This window comes from Microbacterium aurantiacum, assembly GCF_021654035.1.
Taxonomy (GTDB): domain Bacteria; phylum Actinomycetota; class Actinomycetes; order Actinomycetales; family Microbacteriaceae; genus Microbacterium; species Microbacterium aurantiacum.
On the sequence record NZ_JAJPDW010000008.1, the window covers coordinates 47,318 to 69,866 of the forward strand.

The following is a 22,549-nucleotide window of genomic DNA, read 5'->3' on the forward strand; positions in this document are numbered from 1 at the left end:
GGCGCGCAGCCGGGTGTCAGGCGCTCGCCGCGCCCCGGGGGCAGCCGCCGCCGGCGTCGCCGCAGACCGCAGCGTCGACGATCGCGGCGTCGACGATCGCATCCCCGGCGAGGACCGGGAGCGACGGCTCGACCGCGAGGCCGTGCAGGGTCTCGAGCGCCTGGTGGGCCTCGTCGAGGCGTCCCTCCACGGCGAGCTCACGGATGCGGACCGACGGCTTGTGCAGGAGGACCCCGGCGAGGTGGCGCAGCGCCTCCTCGACTTCGGGGCCGGCGCCGCGGGCGCGCGCACGCGACACCTCGGCCTCCACGAGCCCGAGGACCTCGCCGCGGAGCTTCGTGATCGCCGGCCCTGCGGCACGGTCGGCCGCGAACTCCGCCGCGGCGTCGCCGACGAGGGCGCGCGCATCGGCGTGGGCGCTGAACTCCTCCAGCGGTGCGTGCAGGCGGATGGTCTCCAGGTCCAGCAGCTCGACGCCGTCGACCGCGCCGACGGCGGGGTCGACGTTCCGGGGAAGACCCAGGTCGATCACGATCACGCGGTGGCCCGGGGTGAAGGCGTCCTCGTGCACGACGGCATCCGCGGTGCAGGTGATCACCACGTCCGCGCGTGCCGCCGCGCCGGCGAACGACGGCTCGGCCTCGAGGCCGTGGCGCGCGGCGAAGGCGGCGGCGCGACCGGACGGGGAGAAGACACGGAGGTCGACGGCGCCGCGGGCACGGAGCGCCGTCACGGTGGTGGCGGCGTAGCGACCGGTGCCCACGACGAGGACCTCGACATCCGACCAGTCCGGAATGCGACTGGAGGCGAGCTCGAGGGCGAAGCGGACGAGCGAGCGGTGGCTGCCGCCGAGGGAGGTGCGACTGCGGATGCCGCGGCTGGTGTGCGCGGCCTTCTGGAAAAGGCGCTCGAGCTCGCGGCTCGTCGTCCCCTCCACGCGGGCGGTGTCGAGGGCGCGGCGGACCTGGCCCGAGATCTCGTCCTCACCGACGACGATGGATTCCAGGCCGCTCGTCACGGCGAACAGGTGTGCCGCGGCGTCCTCTCCGCGGTGGACCGCGACGCTCTCGCGGAGGCGCTCGACGGGGATGCCGCTGGCTTCGGCCATCGTCTCGACGACGGATTCGACGGCGACGGCCTCGCCGCCGGTGAGCGGCTCGTCGATGTCGAGGTAGGCCTCGAACCGGTTGCAGGTGGCGAGGACGACGGCTCCGGCGACGAACAGCTCGTCGTCCACGAGGGTGCGGGTGGCCGCGGGTGCGCCGACGGAGAGCTTCTCGAGGAGGTCGAGGTCGGCGTTTCGATGATTCGCGGTGAAGCACAGGAGCACGTATCTAATGTTAACGGTGTGAGCACCTCTGCAGCCCGTCCGCCGTTCATCGACCGGAACGCGTCGTCGGCGCTCGTCCGCGCCTACCGCGGCGAGCGCGGCGAGACCACCCCCGTCTGGTTCATGCGGCAGGCCGGCCGTTCACTCCCGGAGTACCGCGAGCTGCGCATGGGCACCGACATGCTCGACGCGTGCCTGAACCCGGGGATGGCGAGCGAGATCACGCTGCAGCCGGTGCGCCGGCACGGGGTGGACGCGGCGATCTTCTTCAGCGACATCGTGATCCCGGTGCGGCTCGCGGGCGTCGACGTGCGCATCGTCCCGGGTCGCGGCCCGGTGCTGGAGAACCCGGTCCGGTCGGCGGCGGATGTCGCAGCCCTCCCCCCGCTCGACCCCGACGCCCTCGCCCCGATCCGCGAGGCGGTGGGACTCACCGTCGACGCGCTGGGCGCGACCCCCCTGATCGGCTTCGCGGGTGCGCCGTACACCCTCGCGTCCTACCTCGTGGAGGGCGGTCCCTCGAAGGAGCAGATGCTCACCCGCGCGATGATGCACTCCGACCCCGATGCGTGGGCGGCGCTGCTGTCGTGGTGCGCCGAGATCACCGGCGCCTTCCTCGCCGCCCAGATCGAGGCGGGCGCCTCGGCCGGGCAGCTGTTCGACTCGTGGGCGGGTTCGCTGAGCCTCGCCGACTACACCGCGCACGTCGCGCCGTTCTCGCAGCGCGCGATCGCCCCCGCCCGCGCGCTCGGGGTGCCGCTGGTGCACTTCGGCGTCGGCACGGGAGAACTCCTCGCCGCGATGCACGGCATCGGCGTCGACGTCATGGGCGTGGACTGGCGTCTGCCGCTGGATGAGGCCTCCCGGCGCCTCGGCGACACCGTGCCCCTCCAGGGCAACGTCGACCCGGCGCTCCTCGCCGCTCCGTGGCCGGTGCTGGAAGCGCACGTGCGCGACGTCCTCGCCCGGGGGAAGGCCGCGCCCGCGCACGTGCTGAACCTCGGACACGGCGTACCCCCGACGACCGACCCCGACGTCCTGACGCGCCTGGTGGAGTTCGTCCACGCCCATGCCTGACGTCCACGTCGTCGGCGGCGGGGTCGCCGGCCTCGTCCTCGCGCGGCGCCTGGCGCGCGGCGGGGCCGACGTCGTCGTGCACGAGGCATCCGATCGCCTCGGCGGAACGGTCGCATCCCACGAGATCGCCGGGATCGTGCTGGATGCCGGGGCGGAGAGCTTCGCCACGCGCGGCGGGACCGTCACCGCCCTGATCGACGAACTCGGGCTGGCCGGCGACCTCGTGCGGCCGGAGCCGGTGTCGGCGTGGCTGCAGCCGGCGCGCGGGTACGCCGCGCCCCTCCCGGCCACCGCGCTCCTCGGGATCCCCGGCGACCCGCGCGCCGAGGACGTCGTGGCGATCGTCGGCCGTGCGGGCGCCGAGGCGGCGGTCGCGCGGGATGCGTCGCGGATGACCGCCGACGATCCGCTCCTCGCGCCCGGTGCGCGACTCGGCCCCCTCGTCCGCGCCCGGCACGGCGACGCCGTCCTCGACCTTCTCGTCGCGCCCGTCGTGCACGGCGTCCATTCGATCCATCCCGACGACGTGCCGCTCGAGCGCGTGCACCCGCGGCTGCGCGCCGCCCTCGCCGAGACGGGGTCGCTGTCCGGGGCGATGAGCGCCCTCCGCGCCGCCGCTCCCCCGGGGTCGGTCGTGGCGGGCCTCCGCGGCGGCGTCCACCGCCTCGTGTCCGCCCTCGCCGACGATCTCGCCGCGCACGGGGGCGACATCCGTCTGCGCTCCTCGGTCGACGTCGCGGCGCTCGAGCGACTCGCCGGCGCCGGCGGCGGCACCGTCGTGGTCGCCGCTCCGGACGTGCTCCCCGCGACAGCCCCGCCGCGGCGGATCGACCTCGTGACCCTCGTCGTGGATCAGCCGGAGCTGGATGCGGCGCCCCGCGGCAGCGGCCTGCTCGTCGCCGCGGGGGCTCCGGTCGGCGCGCGAGCGCTCACCCACGCCACGGCGAAGTGGGCGTGGCTCGCCGACGCCGCCGCCGGACGCCACGTCCTCCGCCTGTCGTACGACGACCTCCCGGCAGACCCCGTCGCCGCCGCGCGCGCAGACGCCGCCGTCCTCCTCGGGGTCGCGCTCCCCGAGCCCGAGGGCGCCGCGCACGTCACGTGGTTCCGCCCCGCGGCCGCGATCTCCCCGGCCGGGATCACCATCGTCGGCGAGACCGCGGCCGGATCGGGCCTCGCCGGCATCATCGCGCACGCCGAGGCGACGGCATCCGCTCTCGCCGCGAAGTGAACCCCACCCCCGCCCGGAGTGAAAGGATGGAATCCATGAGCGATTCCTCGGTCCCCACCCCCGACCAGGTCCCGACCCCCGACGAGGACGAGATTCTCGGCTACACCCTGTGGGCGGTGCTGCGCCGTGACCCGGCCCGTCCCGCCCCCGCCGGAACCGACGCCCTCGCCGCCGCCGTGGCGGAGATCGAGGATGCCGGGGTGACTCTCCGCGGCATCTACGACGTCTCGGGCCTCCGCGCCGACGCCGACCTGATGCTGTGGCTGCACGGCGAAGACCCCGAGGCGCTTCAGGCGGCCCTGCGCACCCTCCGCCGCGCCGAGCCGCTGCGCTCGCTCCTGCCGGAGTGGAACGCGATGGGCGTCCACCGCGACGCGGAGTTCACCCGCAGCCACATGCCCGCCTTCATGCGCGGCAAGGCACCCGAGACCTGGCTCACGGTCTACCCCTTCGTCCGCTCGTACGAGTGGTACATCCTCCCCGACGAGGAGCGCCGCCAGATGCTCGCCGAGCACGGCCGGAAGGGCTCGGAGTACCGCCAGGTGCTGAGCAACACCGTGGCCTCGTTCGCGCTCGGCGACTACGAGTGGATCCTCGCCCTCGAAGCCCCCGAGCTCGTCGACCTCGTCGACCTCATGCGGTACCTGCGTCAGACCGAGGCCCGTCGCCACGTGCGCGAAGAGGTCCCGTTCTACACCGGTCGCCGCATCGGTCTCGACGAGATCGACGAGGTGCTGGCGTGACCACCCACGTCCGCATCGGCACGCGCGGAAGCGCCCTCGCCCTGACGCAGACCGGGACGGTGGAGTCCGACCTCGTCGACGCGACGGGCGTCACGACCGAGATCGTGACGATCACGACCGACGGCGACCGCTCGCGCGAGCCGCTCTCGCGCGCGGGCGGCACGGGGCTGTTCACCGGCGCCCTCCGCGACGCGCTGCAGGAGGATCGCTGCGACGTCGTCGTGCACTCGCTGAAGGACCTCCCGACCGCGCCGCACGACGACCTCGTCGTCGCCGCCATCCCCGTCCGCGAAGACCCCCGCGATGCGCTCTGCGCGCGGGACGGCCTCACCTTCGCCGAGCTCCCACAGGGGGCGCGCGTGGGCACCGGATCGCCCCGCCGCATGGCGCAGCTGCGCCGGAAGCGCCCCGACCTCGACGTCGTCGACATCCGCGGCAACGTCGACACCCGCCTCGGCCGGGTCCGCGAGGGCGACCTGGATGCCGTCGTCCTCGCCGCCGCGGGCCTCAACCGCCTCGGGCGCGCCAGCGTCATCACCGAGCACCTCGAGCTCGGACCGTGGCCGACGGCCCCCGGTCAGGGGGCGCTCGCAATCGAGGTGCGCCGCGGCGACGAGGAGCTCGTCGCGCGCCTGGACCACCCCGAGACGCGCGCCGCCGTCGAGGCCGAGCGCCACGTCCTGGCGCTCCTCGAGGCCGGCTGCTCCGCTCCCGTGGGTGCTCACGCCGTCGTCGACGCCGGACTCCTGCTCCTCTCGGCCCGTGTCTACAGCCTGGACGGTCAGACCGTCCTCTCCTCCGCCCACGCTGTCGACTGGCCGGACGAGGATGCCGTGCTCCGCCTCGCCGAGGGCGTCGCCCGCGAGCTGCTGGACGCCGGGGCAGCCGACCTGACGGGAGCACGCCCGTGAGCGGCTTCCCGACCGTCCGCCCGCGGCGCCTGCGTTCCACCCCGGCGCTGCGCCGCCTCGTCGCCGAGACGCGGCTGCACCCCGCCGAGCTCGTCCTCCCCGTCTTCGTGCGCGAGGGCGCGGGAGCACCGGTGCCGATCTCCTCGATGCCCGGCGTCGTCCAGCACACCACCGATACGCTGAAGGGCGCGGTCGCCGACGCGGCGGCGGCCGGCATCGGCGGGATCATGCTCTTCGGCGTGCCCGAGCACAAGGACGCCGAGGGATCCGGCGCGACCGACCCCGACGGCATCCTGAACCTCGCCACGCGCGTCGCGGTCGCCGAAGCGGGGGATGCCCTCGTCGTGCAGACGGACCTGTGTCTGGACGAATTCACCGACCACGGCCACTGCGGCGTGCTCGATGCGGCCGGCGCCGTCGACAACGACGCGACCCTCGTGCGGTACCGAGACATGGCGCTCGCCCAGGCGGAGGCGGGCTCGCAGCTGCTGGGCCTGTCCGGGATGATGGACGGCCAGGTCGCGGCGATCCGCGACGCGCTCGACACCGCCGGACGATCGGATGTCGCCCTGCTGGCCTACTCGGGCAAGTACGCCTCGGCGTTCTACGGCCCGTTCCGCGAGGCCGTGCAGTCCTCGCTCCAGGGCGACCGCCGCACCTATCAGCTCGACGCCGCGAACCGGCGCGAGGGCGTCCGCGAGGCGATGCTGGATGTCGCCGAGGGCGCCGACGTGGTGATGGTCAAGCCCGCGATGAGCTACCTCGACGTCCTCGCCGACACCGCCGCGGCCAGCCCCGTGCCGGTGTGGGCGTACCAGGTGTCGGGCGAGTACGCGATGATCGAGGCCGCTGCCGCCCACGGCTGGATCGATCGACGCCGCGCGATCGAGGAGTCGGTGCTCGGCATCCGTCGCGCCGGCGCCGACGCGGTACTGACGTATTGGGCGACCGAGCTCGCAGGATGGATCCGATGACGATGACCCCCACGACCAACGCGCGCGAGTTCGAGCGCGCCCGCCACGCGATGCCCGGCGGCGTGAACTCCCCCGTCCGCGCGTTCGGGTCGGTGGGCACCACCCCCCGGTTCTACGTCTCGGCGAAGGGCCCTCGCGTCACCGACGTCGAGGGGCGCGAGTACGTCGACCTCGTCGGATCCTGGGGTCCGGCGATCCTCGGCCACGCGCACCCGGCCGTCGTCGAGGCGGTCCGCGAAGCTGCGACCCACGGGCTCGGGTTCGGCGCATCCACGCCCGGTGAGACGGCGCTGGCCGAGCACGTCGAGGCACGCATCGAGCGCGACGGCGTGCGCCCGGTCGAGAAGCTCCGCCTCGTGTCCACCGGCACCGAGGCGACGATGACGGCCATCCGTCTCGCGCGCGGCGCGACCGGACGCGACCTGATCGTGAAGTTCGCCGGTCACTACCACGGGCACTCCGACGGCCTGCTCGCCGAGGCCGGATCCGGCGTCGCGACGCTCGCGATGCCCGGGTCGGCCGGGGTCCCCGCCCCGATCGCCGCGCAGACGCTCGTCATCGCCTACAACGACCTCGACGCCGTCCGCGAGGTCTTCGCGGTGCACGGCGCCGACATCGCCGCGGTGATCGTCGAGGCCGCACCCGCCAACATGGGGATCGTCCCGCCCCGGCACGGCTTCAACGCCGCCCTGGCCGAGATCGCCCACGCGAACGGCGCGCTCCTCATCGTCGACGAGGTGCTCACCGGCTTCCGGGTGGGTCCCGCCGGCTGGTACGGCGAGGACCCCGTGCCGTTCGCCGCCGACCTCCTGACCTTCGGGAAGGTCATCGGCGGAGGGCTGCCGCTGGCGGCCCTCGGCGGATCCACCGACATCATGAACCTCCTCGCCCCGCTCGGGCCGGTCTACCAGGCCGGCACGCTGAGCGGGAACCCCGTCGCGGTCGCCGCCGGGCGCGCGACGCTGGAGAACCTCGACGCCGCCGCGTACGCGCGCATCGAGCGGGCCTCGACGGCCATCGCGGATGCCGCGTCCGCCGCGTTCAGCGCCGAGGGCGTCACGCACGTCCTGCAGCGCGCCGGGTCGCTGTTCTCCTTCCAGTTCGCCGCCGAAGCGCCGCACGACTACGACACCGTGAAGGCGCAGGAGGCGTTCCGCTACCCGCCGTTCTTCCGCGCGATGCTCGAGCACGGGGTGTCGTTGCCGCCGTCGGTGTTCGAGGCGTGGTTCGTCTCGGCCTCGCACGACGACGACGCGGTGTCGCAGATCCTGGAGGCTCTCCCGCACGCCGCGCGCGCGGCTGCCGCGGCGGTCGATCCCGCCGCCTGACGTCTCGACACACGACACACGTTCGCCATGTGTGCGTGGTATATCTGGGGCATCGTCCATCCCAGCCATACCCGGAGTCTGCATGGCCGCTTCACGCCACCCGTCCCGCGCCGCCCACCACAAGCGCGTCCTCGCGCTGTACACCGGAGAGGGCGGGTGGGTGCCCGCCGAGCGCGGGGTGAAGCTGACTCCCGCCAGTGCCAGCGACCTCATGGAGCGCGGCTTCAGCATGGCACGGGTGCGCGACGGATGGCGCGGCTCTCGCCAGGTGTCGCTCTGCCAGTACCTCCAGGTCTTCGTGCCGACGGCATCCGACGATCCCCCGCTGCGGCGGCGCTCGAACCCGTGACGGATCAGCCCTGACGCGGAACGAGGTCGCACACGTCGACCTCCAACGCGCGCGCGAGGGCAATGACGGTCTGCAGCCGGGGGTTCGCGGGCGTGCCCGGGTTGGATTCGCCCTTCTCGAGCTTCTGGTACGTGAAAGTCGCGATGCCGGCACGGCGGGCCACGGCATCCTGCGTGAGGCCGGCACGTTCGCGCGCCTCGACGAGCCGCTGCGCGAGATCCCGCGCGTAGGCGTCCCAGTCGACCCCTGACGTCGTCGTCATGACCCGATGGTACGCCCGCCACGCCCCTCCGGGCCTCCCCCGTTCACTTGTCTCCTGATGCGGGTGTCGCGGCGCCACATCCGCATGTGGCGACAAGTGAACCGAGTTGGGTGGCGCCTTCGTGCGGGTGCGGCACGTCGGGATTCGCGCGACGGCGCCACCCAGCGGCGCCCGCGGCAGCAGCAGGCCGCGGCAGCAGCAGGGTACGGTCGGGCCATGGTGTTCGTGAATGCAGGAACCCTCGGGGTCGAACCGGGCCGCCGCGACGAGCTGGTCGAGATCCTCGTCGCACGCAATGATGCGCTGACGGAGATCGGATGCCGGATCTACGAGGTCGGCGTCACAGATGACGAGCCGGGCACGGTGTACGTGGTCGAGGTGTGGGATGACGCCGCCGCGCACCGCGCCTCCCTAGAGCTCCCCGAGGTGCAGGCGGCGATCGCGGCGGCGCGCCCGATGCTTTCCGGCGAGTTCGGCGGGTTCCGCTTCACCTCCGCCGGCTCCCCTCTCCGCCCCTGAGTCCCTCCCCACCCGCGCCGCACCCGCGGCACCCGCGGCAACCGTTCAGTGCCGCCTTCCGGCGGGTGTCGCGCCTTGCAACCCGCGCGACGGCGCCACCGAGCGACCCCACCGACGGCGCCACCGAGCAACCTCACCCCTGTTCACTCGTCGCGTCTTGCGGGTCGGAGCGGCCCGCACCCGCAAGAGGCGACAGGTGAACCGAGGGAAACACACCCCGGGAACGGGAAAAGCCCGGCGCGAGCCGGGCTTTTCTGGTGGACCTGAGGGGATTCGAACCCCTGACCTCTTCATTGCGAACGAAGCGCGCTACCAACTGCGCCACAGGCCCAAGAACCTCCGAAAGACTATCACGCCCGCCGGAGCCGACCGAACCGCGCGGGCCTCACTGACCCGATGCGCGCCGCTCGAGCAGACGCCGCACGTGCGCCTCGATCTCGGCGTCGTCGACGTGGCCCATGCGGGCGAACTCGCTCTCGCGGGCCGCGCGGGCGGCACCGATCGACGGCGGCGCATCGGCCTCCACGCGCTCGCGCAGCGACTCCTCCCGCGCGGCCCGGCGGAGCGCTTCGCGGGCGGCTTCGGCGTCCAGCATCGCCGCGGCGCGCGAACCGGCGGATGCCGTCAGCGGACGCGGCAGATCGCGCGGCTGCCAGCGCCGCTCGGCGGTGGCGAGCTCGACGTCCTGCAGCTCGGCGGCGGCCGCCTCGCGAACGATGGCGGCGCCCTCCGCCGCAACCAGCCGCTGCGCGCGCGCGGCGGCGCGGGCGCCGACGCGCGACATCCGCTGCAAGACCAAGAGGCCCACCGCGGCTACTCCCACGCCGGTCCACAGCAGCAGCTGCGCGCCGGTGAGCACGACGGTCACCCCGCCCCACACAGCGGCGCCGACGCCGGCGAGGGCGACGACGGTGGCGACGAGACGGGTGCGACGGCGAGCGCGGGCCTGCCGGGCCTCCGGTGAGCGGCGCGCGGCGGCGCGGGCGTCACGGGCCCTCTCGAGGTCGATGCGTGCCTGCTCCAGAGCGGCGGACTCGCGCTCGGCGAGCGCTCGGCGGGCAAGCTTCTGCTGCGCGAGGGCGGTGCGGGTGTTCAGTTCGACCCGCACCTCGTCGGGCGTCTCGCTCGTTTCGGCGAGCACCCGGAGGGCCTGGTTGAGGCGAACGGCGTTGCGCTCGGCGGCGTCGAACTGCCGGCGACTGTGCCACGACGGCAACAGGTACACCAGCCACAGAAGCACCGACACGAGGACGATCACCCCGCCGCCCCACACCTGTCCGCCCATGGTCACCAACTTTAGGGACCGGATGCCGCGAACCTCGGCATCCGGTGGCGTGTCGTGGCCGGATCCGGCGAAGAGTCAGGCGGACCTGCGCGAGAGACTCACGCGTGCAGACGGTCGGCCGGCGGAATCGCCGCGGCGTCCCGCGGCGCGCGCCCCGAGACCCAGCGCGCGAGGACCCCCTCGGGTACCTCTTCCCGCACGAGCGCGAACGCGTAGTGGTCGCGCCAGTCGCCGTCGATGTGGATGTACCGGCGGCGCAGGCCCTCGTAGCGGAATCCGAGCTTCTGCACGACCCGCAGGCTCGCGTCGTTCTCCGGACGGATGCAGATCTCCATGCGGTGCAGGCGCATCTCGGTGAAGCACGCGTCGGTCGCCAGCGCCACCGCGGTGGGCGTGATCCCCCGTCCCGCGAACCGCCGGCTGACCCAGTAGCCGATGGTCGCCGAGGCGAGCGAGCCGCGCGCGATCCCCCACACGTTCAGCTGACCGGCGACCTCACCGGCGTACTCCATGACGTAGGGGACGCCGGCGCCGTCGCGGTACTGCTGCAGGAGCCGACGGACGCCGAGGCGCATGTCGAACGACACCGGACCGTCGGGACTCGTCGCCTCCCACGGCTGGAGCCACGCGCGGTTCTCGAGGAGCTCGTGCTGCAGGATGCGGGCGTCGCGCTGTTTGACGAGCCGGATCGACACCGGACCGTGACCGCGGGGAGCTCCCAGATCCACTCGGACCCCCTCCGTCGAGCGGCGTCAGAGTTTCGCCGCGAAGTCCTTGAACCAGGGGCGCAGTTCGGGTCCGAGATCTTCACGATCCGCGGCGAGCTGCACGATGGCCTTGATGTAGTCCACCCTATCCCCGGTGTCGTAGCGCCGGCCTCCGAAGACGACACCCAACACGCCGGGGCCCTCGGTGTCGGCGGCCATCTCCTGCAGCGCGTCGGTGAGCTGGATCTCGCCGCCCTTGCCGGGCTCGGTGCGCTCGAGGATCTCGAACACGTCGGGGCTGAGGACGTAGCGGCCGATGATGGCGAGGTTGGAGGGGGCGTCCTCCTTCTTCGGCTTCTCGACGAGGCCGGTGACCTTCACCACGCCGTCGGTGTCGGTGGCTTCCACGGCCGCCGCGCCGTACATGTGGATGCTGTCGGGGTCGACCTCCATGAGCGCCACGATCGCGGCACCGGTGCGGCGGTGCTCCTCGAGCATCGTCGTCAGCAGCGGGTCGCGCTCGTCGATGAGGTCGTCGCCGAGGAGGACGGCGAAGGGGTGGTCGCCCACGTGCGCGCGGGCGCGCAGCACCGCGTGCCCGAGACCGCGGGGCTCACCCTGACGGACGAAGTGGATGTCGGCGAGGTCGCTGGAGCGCTGCACCTTGGCGAGCTTGTCCTGGTCGCCCTTCTTCAGCAGGTTGCTCTCGAGCTCGGGGACGGAGTCGAAGTGGTTGGAGAGGTTGTTCTTGTTGCGCCCGATGATGATGAGCACGTCTTCGATGCCGGCCGCAGTGGCCTCTTCGACGACGTACTGGATCGCCGGCTTGTCGACGACGGGGAGCATCTCTTTGGGCATGGCCTTGGTCGCGGGGAGGAATCGCGTGCCGAGTCCGGCCGCGGGGATCACGGCCTTGAAGGGCTTCTGGGTCATGCGGTTACTCTACCCAGCCATGTGAACGGCGTATGTCACGCCCGTCACCGTCGAGCGCGTCGAATCGCAAGGCGCCGCCTACAATCGGGAGCATGTCCGACGCCATCGCCGATGCGAAGCGCGCGCTGCGCGCGGAGCTGCGCGAGCGCCGCCACGCGATGTCCCCCGCCGCCCGCGCCGCGGCGGCCGAGGGTCTGCACGCGCAGCTGAACGCCCTCGTCGCCGCGCGGAGCGTCACGACCATGGCGTGCTTCCTCTCCACCACGACCGAGCCCGACACGCACGCCTTCGTGACGGATGCCGCGGCCCGCGGCATCCGGGTCCTCCTTCCCGTCACGCGCGCCGACGGTCTGCTCGACTGGGCGGTGGCCACCCCCGACGGCGAGATCGCGGAGGGCCTATTCGGCCTGCCGGAGCCGGTCGGCGAGCTCCTCGGCCCGATCGCGGTGAACGACGTCGACGTCCTGGTGATCCCCGCCGCCGCCGCGAGCCCAGACGGCACGCGTCTCGGCTGGGGCCGCGGCTACTACGACAAGACGATCGGCTCGATGGAAGGATGCCCGCCGGTGTACGCGGTGGTCTTCGATTCCGAGATCATCGACGACATCCCCCGCGACGTCCACGACCAGCCCGTGACGGGCATCGTCACCCCCACGCAGACCCTCACCCTCGCGCCCACCGGGCGCTGACCCGCCGGAGACACCATGCCCACCTACGCCTATGCCTGCAAGCAGTGCGCGCACCGCTTCGAACAGGTGCAGTCCTTCGCCGATCCCGCGCTGACCGAGTGCCCCGAGTGCGGCGGTACCCTCCGCAAGGAGTACGGATCGATCGGCGTCACCTTCAACGGCTCCGGCTTCTACCGCACCGACTCCCGCGCCGGTGCGAACAAGGGCTCCGGTTCCGGCTCGTCGGGCTCGGGTTCGTCGGGTTCGGGCGCGTCCGGTGGCGACACGGGCGGGAGTTCGGCATCATCGTCCTCCGAGACCAAGAGCTCTCCCGCACCCGCGGGATCCTGATCGGCGCGAGCCGACGAGACCAGAGGAAGTGACGCCGTGATCCAGGGCTTCAAAGAATTCATCATGCGCGGCAACGTCATCGACCTCGCGGTCGCGGTGGTCATCGGCGCCGCGTTCACCGCGGTGGTGAACGCCATCGTCGCTTCGATCATCACCCCGCTGATCGCGATCTTCTGGAAGGCCGACGAGAACGGTGTTCCCGGCATCCCGGTCCCCGACCTCTACGGCGGCACAGTGACGTTCCCGGTCGGCGACCTCCTCACCGCGGTGATCAGCTTCTTCGCCGTGGCGATCGTCGTCTATTTCATCTTCGTCATGCCGATGAACCGCTGGAAGGAGCGCCAGGCCGCCAAGCTCGGCGTCGTCGAGGACACCGCGGCCAAGCTCCCCACCGAGCAGGAGCTGCTGGTGCAGATCCGCGACCTGCTCGAGCAGCAGAAGCAGACGCCGAAGCTCTGAGCCCGGCCCCGCTCGTCGCGAACGGAGATCCCGCGCGTCAGTAGTGCGGGGGGACGTCGCGCCGCAGGCGCTCGTCGTTCGGACCGGATTCACCCACGGATGCCGCTTCCCCGAGGGAGGCGGCATCCGTCGTCTCGTCGCCCGGCACGGGCTCGGCGGTGGTGTCGGGTGCGGGCGTCAGACGCGCGCGGCGGGACCCGGGCCGGGAACCCGGGAGCCGCTCGACGCGCTGACGCTCAGCGTCCGCCATGGAACGGGTCGCGATCGAACGGCTCCGGCTCGAACGGCTCGGTGTCGTTGTCGACACGCGGGGTCTCCGGCGGCACCCCGAGAAGGGCGGCGATGCGCTGCGCGACCGCGGGGGCGTCGCTGTAGACGTCGAAGGAGTGCACGCGCACATAGTGCCAGCCGAGGCGCCGGAGGATCTGGGGTCGGAGGCGCAGCGACTCGCGCAGCGACTCGCCAATCGTCTCGGGGTCGCTCTCGACGACGACGGCCTTGCCGCCGTACTGGGCGACGAGCGGCAGGAGTCCGCGGTAGTGCACGTCGACCGAGAGGCCCAGGCGCCGCAGCTCCCGCGCGAGGCGGAGGGTCAGGGGGTCGGCGAGGTCTTCGAGCCGTGCCTGGCGGGCCCGGTCGGCGACGCTTCCGAGGATCGACATGATGGTCGCGGCGCCGTGCTCGAGGCGTCCCTCGTCGAACGCCGACGGGCGGATCGACGACACGATGACCATGGAGCGGCGCGCGCGGGTCATCCCGACCGTGAGCAGCCGCTCGCCGTCCGGCGTCGACAGGTCGCCGAAGTCGCTGAGGACCCGCCCGTGGCGGGTGAGGCCGAACCCGAGCGAGAAGACGACGCGGTCGCGGCTCTCGGCGACGGATTCCTCGAGGGTGAGCACCGCGAAGGGCTCGGAGGTGTCGCGCGAGAGGAAGTCGGCGACGTCGGCGCGGCCCGCGAAGGCCGCCTCGACCGCGGCGCGCACGCGTTCGGCGTGCTTGGCGCTGGCGGTGACGACCATGAGCGACTCCGAGCCGCGGTTCACCGCGTGCTCGACGACGAGGGTCACCACGCGCCGCACCTCGGCATCCGGACTCTCCACCGCCCCCGAGATCGGGTCGGGCGCACCGGTGCCGCCCTCGACGTAGTCGACGCTGAGGCTGCCGCGACCGAGGTAGGACCCCGCCCACGGGAGGGACACGATCTCGCCGCCGTAGAAGGCGTCGTTGACGAGCTCGGCGAGGTCTTCGCCGCCCGCGCGGTAGCTGCGGGTGAGGGTCTCGATGGGGAGGAGTTCGGCGAGCCGCTCGAAGATGCTGACCCCGTCGAAGGGGACCGCGTCGATCTCGTCGTCGTCCTCGCGCTCCGGCGAGATGCGCGAGACGACCTCGAACGGCGTGGGCTTCTGCGTCACGGGGTCGCCGAACACGACCACCTGACGGCCGCGGCGAAGCGCCGGCGTCGCCTCGGCGAGGCACAGCGCACCCGCGTCGGCGATGATCACGACGTCGAACGCGGTGGACTCGGGGATCTCGGGGACGTCGTACGGGGTCGCCAGCCACACCGGCGCGAGCTGCGCCATGAGGTGCGGGGCGACGGCGTCGAGCTGCGCGGCGGTGGCGCCGCCGTCTTTGAGCGCACGGCGCAGCTGCTGCGCCTCTCCCGCGCGGTCGACGATGCCGATCCGCCACTGGGTGGCCAGGTGCGCGGCGAGCAGGGGTCCGGATGCCGCGGCGTGGGCTTCGTCGACGAGACGGAAGTCGCGCTCGAGGCGGTCGACGACGGCGGTGTTGGCGCCGAGCAGCCCGCGGTCGACCCGCAGGAGGTGCTCGAGGGCCGACTGCCACCACGCGTATTCGAGTTCGGCGGCGACCTCGCCCTCGGGCACGTGCCGGACCGACAGGTCGGCGAGGAGGGGCTCGAGACCGAACGAGGCGAGCTTCCCGCGGAGCTCCGCGCGTTCGCGCAGGTTGTCGAACACATCCGACTCCGCCGCGAGCTGCGCGAGGGTGCGCACGAGCGTCTTCACCGGGAGCGCCGCGAGGCGGTCGGCGCCGGAGCGGCCGAGCACGGCATCCAGCTCGGACAGCTCCGCATCGACCCGCTGCCACGCGACGTGCACGTCGCCGAGTCCGAGCGGCACCTGCGGGGCGACGCCGCTGTCGACGTGGCGCTGCCATTCGGTGCGCTGCTGCTGCACGCGGACGAGGGCCTCGTGCATGTCGGGCACGTGCACGCCCGGTCGGACGTACTCCTTCGACAGGCGCTTGAGGCGACGACGGTTGGCGGAGCTCATGGTGGAGTCGCGGCGGCCGCTGTGGGCCTCGATGAGCTCGCCGAGGGGGCGCTCGAAGACGGTGAGGCTGAAGCGGTCGAGCGAATCGCGGATGCCGCGCATGAGCGTCAGATACTCGCCGAGGTCGGCGATCGTCTGGAACGGCCGCATGCCGGTCTGCGAGATCAGGGAGTAGCCGCGCTCGAGGAGGGCGGGGACGTCCTGGCGGTGGAGCTTGCCCGCGAGGGCGTGGGCGGAGGCCGCCGCCTCGGGCGCGGCGAAGCTCACGCCGTACCACGGCGAGTCGGAGGGGCCGAAGCGGAACTCGCCGAGACGCGCCGCCGCCGCGAGGTCGCGCGCGGCTTCGTCGCGGCCGACGGCGAGGCGCTGGAGGGCGGCGACGCCGAGACGCGCGGTCGTCGACGGGGCGGGATCGAGCGAGGCGAGACGCGCGAGTTCGCGGAGCACCTCGAGCACGGAGACGCGGAGGTCGACGTGCGTGGTCGTGACGGCGCCGCGGTAGTCGCGGAGCACGCGGCGCAGCCGCACGAGCGCTTCGTCGACCTCGGCGACCTTGGGCTGCTCGGCCTTCTCGTTCCGCCCGATCGCGCGGATGAGGTCGCGCTGCAGGTGGCGGGGCGAGATCGCCAGGCCCGGGAGGGCGATGCCGGCGAGGCGGTGACGGATGCCGTCGAGCGTGGAGCGGCGGGCGCTGACGACGAGGACGCGCTTGCCGTCGCGGACGAGTCCACCGAGGGCGTTGATGATCGTCTGTGTGCCGCCGGTGCCGGGGAGCGTGTGCACCACCATCGACTGGCCCGCCTGGATGCGGGCGAGGACCCGCTCCTGCTCGGAGTCGGCGTCGAGGAGGAGGGTGTCGGCCGCGGGTGAGCGCTCGTCGGGGTTGGTGGCCACGACCCCCTCACGGCGCGCGACGAGGCGGGCACGGTCGTCGGGGTGGCCGGCGAGGGCGTTGAGCACGGGGTGGTCGAGGTCGCCACCGTCGCGCGACATCGCGCTGCCGACGTCGGCGAAGGTCGACACGATCAGGCGCGGCGTCACCGCGAACGAGTCGAACCGGTGGGCGAGGGCACGCAGGTGGTCGATGACCGGCTGCGGCTTGAAGATGCCCTGGTCGTAGGCGAGCGCCGACAGGGCGCGGCCGTCGACTTCGATGCCGAAGTGGGTGCGCAGGGCCCGGAGGAGCTCGGGGTTCACCTGGAAGGCGCCGTGGAGCTTCAGCTCGAAGTCGCCGTGGTGGCGGCGGATCGCGAGGGGCCGGAGGAGCACCGGGGCCGTGCAGGCGAGGCCGCCGAGGCGCCAGGAGGCCAGGCCCACGGCGAGGTGCACGGCGTCGATGCCGCGCGCGGTTCGCAGTTCGACGTTCTTGGTGGTGATGCGCTGGGCGGCGAGACGGGCGTTCCGCACCGCGACCTCGTCGCGGAAGAGGTTCGACAGCAGGGTGGAGCGGCCGGTGATGAACTGCGGCAGGCTCCCGGGGTGGGCCTTGGTGATCTCGATCGCGGCATCCGTCGCATCGGAGTAGTGCAGCAGCGTCGAGCGGCCGCCGAGTCGGGCGGACTGGCGGCGGATGCGCTCGCGTTCGGGCTCCGCCACGTGCACCACCGTCACACCGGGTTCGGCGAGCCCGAGATCACCGGGGGTCACCGAGGGTCCGGAAATGCTTTCCCTGTCGCCGACCACGGCGTTGCCTTCTGCTCGCCACACGTGTGACACCCTAAGCGGCGACGCGCCGGAGAGCTTGCATCCACGCCCGGTTTCGCGGTATTGACCGGCGCGCCCCTCCTCCCCAGACGGATGCCGCGCCCCACCGCCGGGGGTTGTCCCCCGTTTCCGCCCGGGACCGCACCGTGGGGTTCGGACGCGGCAGGATCGGGCCATGACCTCGCACGAGCCTCCCCGCTTCCTCCTTCGGCCCTCCCCCGTCGGCGATGTGCTGATCGTCGCCGCGGCGACCGGGATCGTGGAGCTGCATCCGATCGAGGTCCCCCTCTCGATCGCCCTCGAGCGGGTGGCTCTGCGGACCGGGATGATCCCGACGCCGGTGAACGGATCCGCCCCGCACCCCGAGGGGTCGCCGTCGGCGATCGCCGAGAGGGCGGCGGACGCGGTCGAGGAGTACTTCGACGGCACGGATCACGGCGGCGGCGCCGGCGCGCGGCATCCGCTCGACCTGCCGTGGGACTGGACGGGCGTGCACGGCTTCACCCGCGCCGCGCTCGAGGCGGTCTGCACGATCCCCTACGGGGAGACGGCGAGCTACGGCGAGGTGGCCGTGCTCGCCGGGAGCCCCGGGGCGGCGCGGGCGGTGGGGACGGCCTGCGCCCGCACGCCGTTCTCGATCCTGGTCCCGGTGCACCGGGTGGTGCGCGCCGACGGTTCCATCGGCGAGTACGGCGGAAGACCCGAGGTCAAGCGGGCGCTGCTCGACCTCGAGGTGTCGCGGACCCGACCGTGACACCGCGGCGGGCGCGGGGTGTGTAGGCCACCCCGCGCCCGCCTGGGCGTCCCGACGACGTGATCCGTCGCCGAAACCGCCGTCAGTGCTCGACGGCCTTTTCGGCACCGAACCCGGTGAGCGAGCGCACCTCCATCTCGGCGGCCTTCTCGGGGTCTTCGCTCCGGCGGGACACGACCGACCCGAGCCAACCGAGGAAGAACCCGACGGGGATCGACACGATGCCCGGGTTGTTCAGCGGCCACAGGGCCACGCCCACGTTGCGGAAGACGCTCGTCTCGGTTCCCCAGAACACCGGGGAGAGGAGGATGAGCCCGACCGCGGCGATGAGGCCGCCGTACATGCTCCACACCGCGCCGCGGGTGGTGAAGCGCCGCCAGAACAGCGAGTAGATGATCGTCGGGAGGTTCGCCGAGGCCGCCACGGCGAAGGCGAGGGCGACGAGGAAGGCGATGTTCTGCCCCTGGACGCCGATGCCTCCGACGATGGCGAGGATGCCGATCACCACAACGGTGCGGCGGGCGACCTTGACCTCGCCGTCCGGCGGGACCTCGCCCTTCTTCACGACGTTGGCGTAGATGTCGTGGGCGAACGAGGCCGCCGCGGTGATCGTGAGTCCCGCCACGACCGCGAGGATCGTCGCGAACGCCACCGCCGAGATGAAGCCGAGGAGGAGCGGTCCGCCGAGCTCGAGGGCGAGGAGGGGGGCAGCGGAGTTCACACCGCCCGGGGCGTTGCGGATCGTCTCCGGTCCGACGAGGGCGCCGGCGCCGTAGCCGAGAACGAGCGTGAGGAGGTAGAAGAGGCCGATGAGCCAGATCGCCCACACCACCGAGCGACGCGCCTCCTTCGCCGTGGGCACGGTGTAGAAGCGCATCAGCACGTGCGGGAGTCCCGCGGTGCCGAGCACGAGCGCGACGGCGAGGGAGATGAAGTCCCACGGGTTCGCGCCGTACTGCAGACCCGGCCCGAGGATCGCATCGGCCGGGGTGGTCGTGGAGGCGGCGACGGCGGACTCCAGCAGCCGGTCGAGGCTGAAGCCGTTGATCGCGAGCACCCAGATCGTCATGAGCACCGCACCGCCGATGAGGAGGAACGCTTTGACGATCTGCACCCACGTGGTGCCCTTCATCCCGCCGATGAGGACGTAGACGATCATCAGGACGCCGACGACGGCGACGACGATCGACTGGCCGATGCGCTCGTTGATGCCGAGGAGGAGCGAGACGAGGCCTCCCGCACCCGCCATCTGCGCGAGCAGGTAGAACAGGCACACCGCGAGGGTCGAGATCGCCGCGGCCATCCGCACGGGCCGCTGACGCAGGCGGAAGGACAGCACATCGGCCATCGTGAACTTGCCGGTGTTGCGCATGAGCTCGGCGACGAGCAGCAGCGCCACCAGCCACGCGACGAGGAAGCCGATGGAGTAGAGGAATCCGTCGTAGCCGTTGATCGCGATGGCCCCGACGATGCCGAGGAAGGATGCCGCCGAGAGGTAGTCGCCGGCGATCGCGAACCCGTTCTGCGGTCCGGTGAACGACCGGCCCGCGGCGTAGTAGTCCGCCGCGGTGCGGTTGTTGCGGCTCGCGCGGATGACGATGAACAGGGTCACGGCGACGAACGCGCCGAAGATCGAGATGTTCAGGACCGGGTTGTTCTCCACGGTCTGGGCCGAAGCCAGCAGCGAGATGGTCACGCGTCACCCCGCTCGATCTTCTCGAGGTCCTCGCGGATCTCGGCCGAGATGGGGTCGAGGCGACGGTTCGCGAACGCGACGTAGCCCATCGTGATCGCGAACGTGGTGACGAACTGCCCGAGTCCGAGGAGGAGGCCGACGGTGATCGCACCCCACACGCGCTGGGCCATGAATTCCGGTGCGAACGAGCTCAGCAGCACGTAGGCGAAGTACCAGGCGAGGAACGCCAGCGACAGCGGGAAGACGAAGCTCCGCTGCGTCTTCTTGAGTTCACGGAACCGCGGAGAATCCTCCACGGCGATGTAGTCGATGACGCGCGCCGATGCGGCATCCGGTCGTGGTTCGGTCATGAGGCCTCCTTGCCTGATCCGAGTACGGATGACGGTACGAAAACGGATCCGGCCTTCGTCACCCCCGAAAGTGGGGAGCCTGGCAGGGTGGGAGGATGCCGCCCTCCCCCAACCGCTCGTCCGATCCCCGCGCGTACGACCTCGACGCGCTGCGGGACCGTGTGCTCCCGCACGCCGAGGGCGAGGTCGACGACAGCATCCCGGAGCTCGCCGACGCCGACCCCGATCTGTGCGGCATCGCTCTCGCACTGCCGGACGGGGAGGTGCGCGGAAGCGCCGGGAGCGACGTTCCCTTCAGCATCCAGTCGGCGGTGAAGCCGTTCCTCTTCGCCCTCGCGCTCGTCGACACCGACGGCGAGGCCCTCGACCGGATCGGGATCGAGCCGACCGGCGAGGCGTTCGACGCGATCAAGCTCGAGTCCGGAACGGGTCGACCGCCGAACCCGATGGTGAACGCCGGGGCGATCCTGACCGCCTCCCTCGTCGACGGCGAGGACGTCGCGGCGCGTGTCGCGCGCGCCCACCGCGGACTCTCCGCGTTCGCGGGGCGGACCCTGGAGGTCGACGAGTCGGTCGCCCGCAACGAGCATCTGCTCGGTGACCGGAATCACGCGCTCGCCCACCTCATGCGCGCCGAGGGCACCCTCTCCGTCGGCGCGGATGACGCCGTCGAGGCGTATGTGCGCGCCTGTGCGGTCCTCGTCGATGCCCGGACGCTCGCGGTCATGGGCGCGACGCTCGCCCTCGGAGGCGTGAACCCCGTGACCGGCGAGCGCGTGGTGCCGGCATCCGTCGCCTGCGACGTCGTGTCGGTGATGGCGACGTGCGGCGTGTACGACGGGTCGGGACGCTGGATGCGGGCGGTCGGCGTCCCGGCGAAGTCGAGCGTGTCGGGGGCGATCGTCCTCTCGGCGCCGGGGCAGCTCGGGGCGGCCGTCGTCAGCCCGCCCCTCGACGAGCAGGGCACGAGCGTGCGCGGCCATCTCGCGAGCGAGATTCTCAGCCGTGATCTGGGGCTCCACGTCTTCGCGGCGTAGTGTTACCGTCGTCGATACGATTCGACGGCGAGAGCGAGTGACTCGTGACCACGGTGAAGTGGACATCCCCTGACGGGCAGATGCCGCGGAGCACCCCGGGCGAACAGATGCCGAGGAGCGCTCCGGACGGGCAGCTGATGACGCGCGCCCTGAAGGACTTCGCCGCGCACACGCGCTTCCCCGTCGTCTTCGGCGGCTACGTGCACGACGGAAGCGTCCGGGTGAGCACCGTGCTCGGCAACCGCACGCGCAGTCTCGAGGGCCTCGTGGTCAAGCCCGAGCGCGGCCTCGGCGGGCGGGCGATCACCGAGCTGCGTCCGCGCATGACCCCGGACTACCGTTCGTCGCGCCAGATCACGCATGACTACGACGGGCATGTCCTCGGCGAGGGTCTCTCCACGCTGCTGGCCGTGCCGATCGTCGTCGGCGGTGCGGTGCGCGGAGTGCTGTACGGCGGCGCGTGGGCGGAGTCGAGCGTCGGCGATGTGGTGGCCGCACCGGCGTTCCGGGTGGCGCAGGAGGTCGCGACGGAACTCCGGATCCGCGACGAGGTCGAGCGCCGTGTCGCGGCCCTCCGGCCCGCGACGGGACCGGTCGCCGTCACCGCGCCCTCCGAATCGACGACGGATGCCGCGCAGCGGGAGGAACTCCGCGCCAGCTACGCGGAGCTGCGGAGCATCGTGGCGAGCGTCGACGATGCGGGCCTCCGCGCGCGCCTGTCGGCGATCGAGGAGCGGCTCGCGGGTCTCACCGGCGGCGGATCCGAACCGGCCGAGCCGCTGGACATCCACTTGTCGCCGCGCGAACTCGACGTGCTCGCGTGCGCCGCGCTCGGATCCACGAATGCCGAAATCGCGGCGACGCTCGGTGTGCGCGAAGGGACGGTGAAATCCTATTTGCAGACGGCTATGGGAAAACTCGACGCCTCGACGCGTCACGCCGCCGTCACAAAAGCGCGTCGCGCGGGAATTCTCCCCTGAAAGTCCTGCGCGAATGGAAAAGCGCGTATTGTCTCCTGCATGACCCGCAGAATTGTGCATCAGCTCGTCGATGACCTCGACGGCACCGTCCTCGAAGTCGGTTCCGGAGAGACCGTTCTCTTCTCCCTCGACGGCATCGCCTATGAAATCGATCTGACCGATGAGAATGCCGCGGCATTCCGCGCGGCGCTCGACCCGTATGTCTCCGTGGCGCGGTCGATCTCCGCATCGCGTTCCTCCGCGACGGGGGCTTCCGCCTCGCGCAAGCGCCGCCGCGGCGGACAGCAGGATTACAGCGCCGTCCGGGAATGGGCCAAGCAGAACGGCCACCAGGTTTCCGAGCGCGGCCGGGTTCCGGCATCCGTTCTGGAGGCGTACGAAGCCGCCCACTGACCCTCGCCGAAAAGCGGATTCCCTCGTCCTCCTCGAGGGAATCCGCTTTTCTTTTGCGTCGGGATATTGGACGACCTGTCTATAACGCGCCGCGAAGGCGCGTACGCACCGACAGAGCGGCGAAGACGATGACCGCGACGGCGCCGAGAATCGTCGCCCATCCGAGCGATTCACCGAGCAGCAGCGTCGCCCATACAAGGGGCTCTTCGGACAT

At 72.2% G+C, this 22,549-nt stretch carries 24 protein-coding genes and 1 tRNA gene; 15 read left to right on the forward strand and 10 right to left on the reverse strand.

Annotation, left to right across the window (positions count from 1 at the left end):
• Positions 1-16: 16 nt before the first annotated feature.
• Entirely contained in the window at positions 17-1,330 is a 1,314-nt protein-coding gene (locus tag LTL01_RS13710; protein WP_236968962.1) for a glutamyl-tRNA reductase, read from the reverse strand.
• Between the two features lie 18 nt (positions 1,331-1,348).
• Here LTL01_RS13710 and hemE point away from each other — a divergent pair, with 18 nt between their 5' ends.
• The 7 genes from hemE to LTL01_RS13745 all read left to right on the forward strand — a co-directional run bounded on the left by hemE (position 1,349) and on the right by LTL01_RS13745 (position 7,943).
• Positions 1,349-2,407 (forward strand): uroporphyrinogen decarboxylase, encoded by a 1,059-nt coding sequence (hemE, locus tag LTL01_RS13715; RefSeq protein WP_236968963.1) that lies wholly within the window; start codon positions 1,349-1,351, stop codon positions 2,405-2,407.
• Positions 2,400-3,638, forward strand: a complete 1,239-nt coding sequence (locus LTL01_RS13720; RefSeq protein ID WP_236968964.1) for a protoporphyrinogen/coproporphyrinogen oxidase — start codon at positions 2,400-2,402, stop codon at positions 3,636-3,638. Before hemE ends, LTL01_RS13720 begins: the two co-directional genes overlap by 8 nt.
• Before the next feature lie 35 nt (positions 3,639-3,673).
• Entirely contained in the window at positions 3,674-4,381 is a 708-nt protein-coding gene (hemQ, locus tag LTL01_RS13725; RefSeq protein WP_236968965.1) for a hydrogen peroxide-dependent heme synthase, read from the forward strand.
• On the forward strand, positions 4,378-5,292 hold the full coding sequence (gene hemC, locus LTL01_RS13730) for a hydroxymethylbilane synthase (RefSeq protein ID WP_236968966.1): 915 nt from the start codon (positions 4,378-4,380) through the stop codon (positions 5,290-5,292). Before hemQ ends, hemC begins: the two co-directional genes overlap by 4 nt.
• The gene (gene hemB, locus LTL01_RS13735) at positions 5,289-6,266 is read left to right on the forward strand and encodes a porphobilinogen synthase (RefSeq protein WP_236968967.1); all 978 of its coding nucleotides are present in this window, start codon (positions 5,289-5,291) and stop codon (positions 6,264-6,266) included. The genes hemC and hemB overlap by 4 nt, the downstream gene beginning before the upstream one ends.
• Positions 6,263-7,594 (forward strand): glutamate-1-semialdehyde 2,1-aminomutase, encoded by a 1,332-nt coding sequence (gene hemL, locus LTL01_RS13740; RefSeq protein ID WP_372461356.1) that lies wholly within the window; start codon positions 6,263-6,265, stop codon positions 7,592-7,594. The genes hemB and hemL overlap by 4 nt, the downstream gene beginning before the upstream one ends.
• A gap of 82 nt (positions 7,595-7,676) precedes the next feature.
• Positions 7,677-7,943, forward strand: coding sequence for a hypothetical protein (locus LTL01_RS13745; RefSeq protein ID WP_236968968.1), 267 nt, complete (start codon positions 7,677-7,679; stop codon positions 7,941-7,943).
• A gap of 4 nt (positions 7,944-7,947) precedes the next feature.
• On the opposite strand, the gene LTL01_RS13750 is transcribed toward LTL01_RS13745, so the two are convergent.
• Positions 7,948-8,205, reverse strand: a complete 258-nt coding sequence (locus tag LTL01_RS13750; protein WP_236968969.1) for a helix-turn-helix transcriptional regulator — start codon at positions 8,203-8,205, stop codon at positions 7,948-7,950.
• A 216-nt stretch (positions 8,206-8,421) separates the two neighbouring features.
• Here LTL01_RS13750 and LTL01_RS13755 point away from each other — a divergent pair, with 216 nt between their 5' ends.
• Complete coding sequence (locus LTL01_RS13755; protein ID WP_236968970.1) at positions 8,422-8,724, forward strand: putative quinol monooxygenase; 303 nt, start codon at positions 8,422-8,424, stop codon at positions 8,722-8,724.
• Positions 8,725-8,979: 255 nt separating this feature from the next.
• Here LTL01_RS13755 and LTL01_RS13760 read toward each other — a convergent pair.
• The 4 genes from LTL01_RS13760 to galU all read right to left on the reverse strand — a co-directional run bounded on the left by LTL01_RS13760 (position 8,980) and on the right by galU (position 11,649).
• Positions 8,980-9,055 (reverse strand) — tRNA-Ala (locus LTL01_RS13760).
• Between the two features lie 54 nt (positions 9,056-9,109).
• The gene (locus tag LTL01_RS13765; protein ID WP_236968971.1) at positions 9,110-10,009 is read right to left on the reverse strand and encodes a large exoprotein; all 900 of its coding nucleotides are present in this window, start codon (positions 10,007-10,009) and stop codon (positions 9,110-9,112) included.
• 98 nt (positions 10,010-10,107) lie between these two features.
• Entirely contained in the window at positions 10,108-10,737 is a 630-nt protein-coding gene (locus tag LTL01_RS13770; RefSeq protein ID WP_236968972.1) for a GNAT family N-acetyltransferase, read from the reverse strand.
• A 24-nt stretch (positions 10,738-10,761) separates the two neighbouring features.
• A complete protein-coding gene (galU, locus tag LTL01_RS13775) occupies positions 10,762-11,649 on the reverse strand; it encodes a UTP--glucose-1-phosphate uridylyltransferase GalU (RefSeq protein ID WP_053547980.1) in 888 nt (295 codons plus the stop codon).
• Between the two features lie 92 nt (positions 11,650-11,741).
• Between galU and LTL01_RS13780 the strand changes: the two genes are divergently transcribed.
• Genes LTL01_RS13780 through mscL form a run of 3 tightly spaced genes read left to right on the forward strand, consistent with a single transcriptional unit; the run spans position 11,742 to position 13,127 of the window.
• Positions 11,742-12,338 carry a 5-formyltetrahydrofolate cyclo-ligase gene (locus tag LTL01_RS13780; protein WP_236968973.1) on the forward strand — a complete coding sequence of 199 codons (597 nt, stop codon included), beginning with the start codon at positions 11,742-11,744 and terminating at the stop codon, positions 12,336-12,338.
• A 15-nt stretch (positions 12,339-12,353) separates the two neighbouring features.
• Positions 12,354-12,668, forward strand: a complete 315-nt coding sequence (locus LTL01_RS13785) for an FmdB family zinc ribbon protein (RefSeq protein ID WP_236968974.1) — start codon at positions 12,354-12,356, stop codon at positions 12,666-12,668.
• A 36-nt stretch (positions 12,669-12,704) separates the two neighbouring features.
• The gene (mscL, locus tag LTL01_RS13790; protein ID WP_236968975.1) at positions 12,705-13,127 is read left to right on the forward strand and encodes a large conductance mechanosensitive channel protein MscL; all 423 of its coding nucleotides are present in this window, start codon (positions 12,705-12,707) and stop codon (positions 13,125-13,127) included.
• 37 nt (positions 13,128-13,164) lie between these two features.
• On the opposite strand, the gene LTL01_RS13795 is transcribed toward mscL, so the two are convergent.
• Together LTL01_RS13795 and LTL01_RS13800 are read right to left on the reverse strand one after the other, a co-directional pair.
• Positions 13,165-13,377 carry a hypothetical protein gene (locus LTL01_RS13795; RefSeq protein WP_236968976.1) on the reverse strand — a complete coding sequence of 71 codons (213 nt, stop codon included), beginning with the start codon at positions 13,375-13,377 and terminating at the stop codon, positions 13,165-13,167.
• Positions 13,364-17,128, reverse strand: a complete 3,765-nt coding sequence (locus tag LTL01_RS13800) for an AAA family ATPase (RefSeq protein WP_443677117.1) — start codon at positions 17,126-17,128, stop codon at positions 13,364-13,366. The genes LTL01_RS13795 and LTL01_RS13800 overlap by 14 nt, the downstream gene beginning before the upstream one ends.
• 172 nt (positions 17,129-17,300) lie before the next feature.
• Between LTL01_RS13800 and LTL01_RS13805 the strand changes: the two genes are divergently transcribed.
• On the forward strand, positions 17,301-17,879 hold the full coding sequence (locus LTL01_RS13805; RefSeq protein ID WP_236968978.1) for a methylated-DNA--[protein]-cysteine S-methyltransferase: 579 nt from the start codon (positions 17,301-17,303) through the stop codon (positions 17,877-17,879).
• Positions 17,880-17,961: 82 nt separating this feature from the next.
• On the opposite strand, the gene LTL01_RS13810 is transcribed toward LTL01_RS13805, so the two are convergent.
• Both LTL01_RS13810 and LTL01_RS13815 read right to left on the reverse strand, forming a co-directional pair.
• Positions 17,962-19,575, reverse strand: a complete 1,614-nt coding sequence (locus LTL01_RS13810; RefSeq protein WP_236968979.1) for a monocarboxylic acid transporter — start codon at positions 19,573-19,575, stop codon at positions 17,962-17,964.
• A complete protein-coding gene (locus LTL01_RS13815) occupies positions 19,572-19,925 on the reverse strand; it encodes a DUF485 domain-containing protein (protein ID WP_236968980.1) in 354 nt (117 codons plus the stop codon). Before LTL01_RS13815 ends, LTL01_RS13810 begins: the two co-directional genes overlap by 4 nt.
• Before the next feature lie 95 nt (positions 19,926-20,020).
• Between LTL01_RS13815 and glsA the strand changes: the two genes are divergently transcribed.
• From glsA to LTL01_RS13830, 3 genes are all read left to right on the forward strand, one after another.
• Entirely contained in the window at positions 20,021-20,962 is a 942-nt protein-coding gene (gene glsA, locus LTL01_RS13820) for a glutaminase A (protein WP_236968981.1), read from the forward strand.
• Positions 20,963-21,099: 137 nt separating this feature from the next.
• Positions 21,100-21,942 carry a LuxR C-terminal-related transcriptional regulator gene (locus tag LTL01_RS13825; protein WP_236968982.1) on the forward strand — a complete coding sequence of 281 codons (843 nt, stop codon included), beginning with the start codon at positions 21,100-21,102 and terminating at the stop codon, positions 21,940-21,942.
• 39 nt (positions 21,943-21,981) lie between these two features.
• Positions 21,982-22,335: a histone-like nucleoid-structuring protein Lsr2 gene (locus tag LTL01_RS13830; protein WP_053547971.1), complete on the forward strand. Its 354-nt coding sequence runs from the start codon at positions 21,982-21,984 to the stop codon at positions 22,333-22,335.
• The last annotated feature ends 214 nt before the right edge of the window (positions 22,336-22,549 follow it).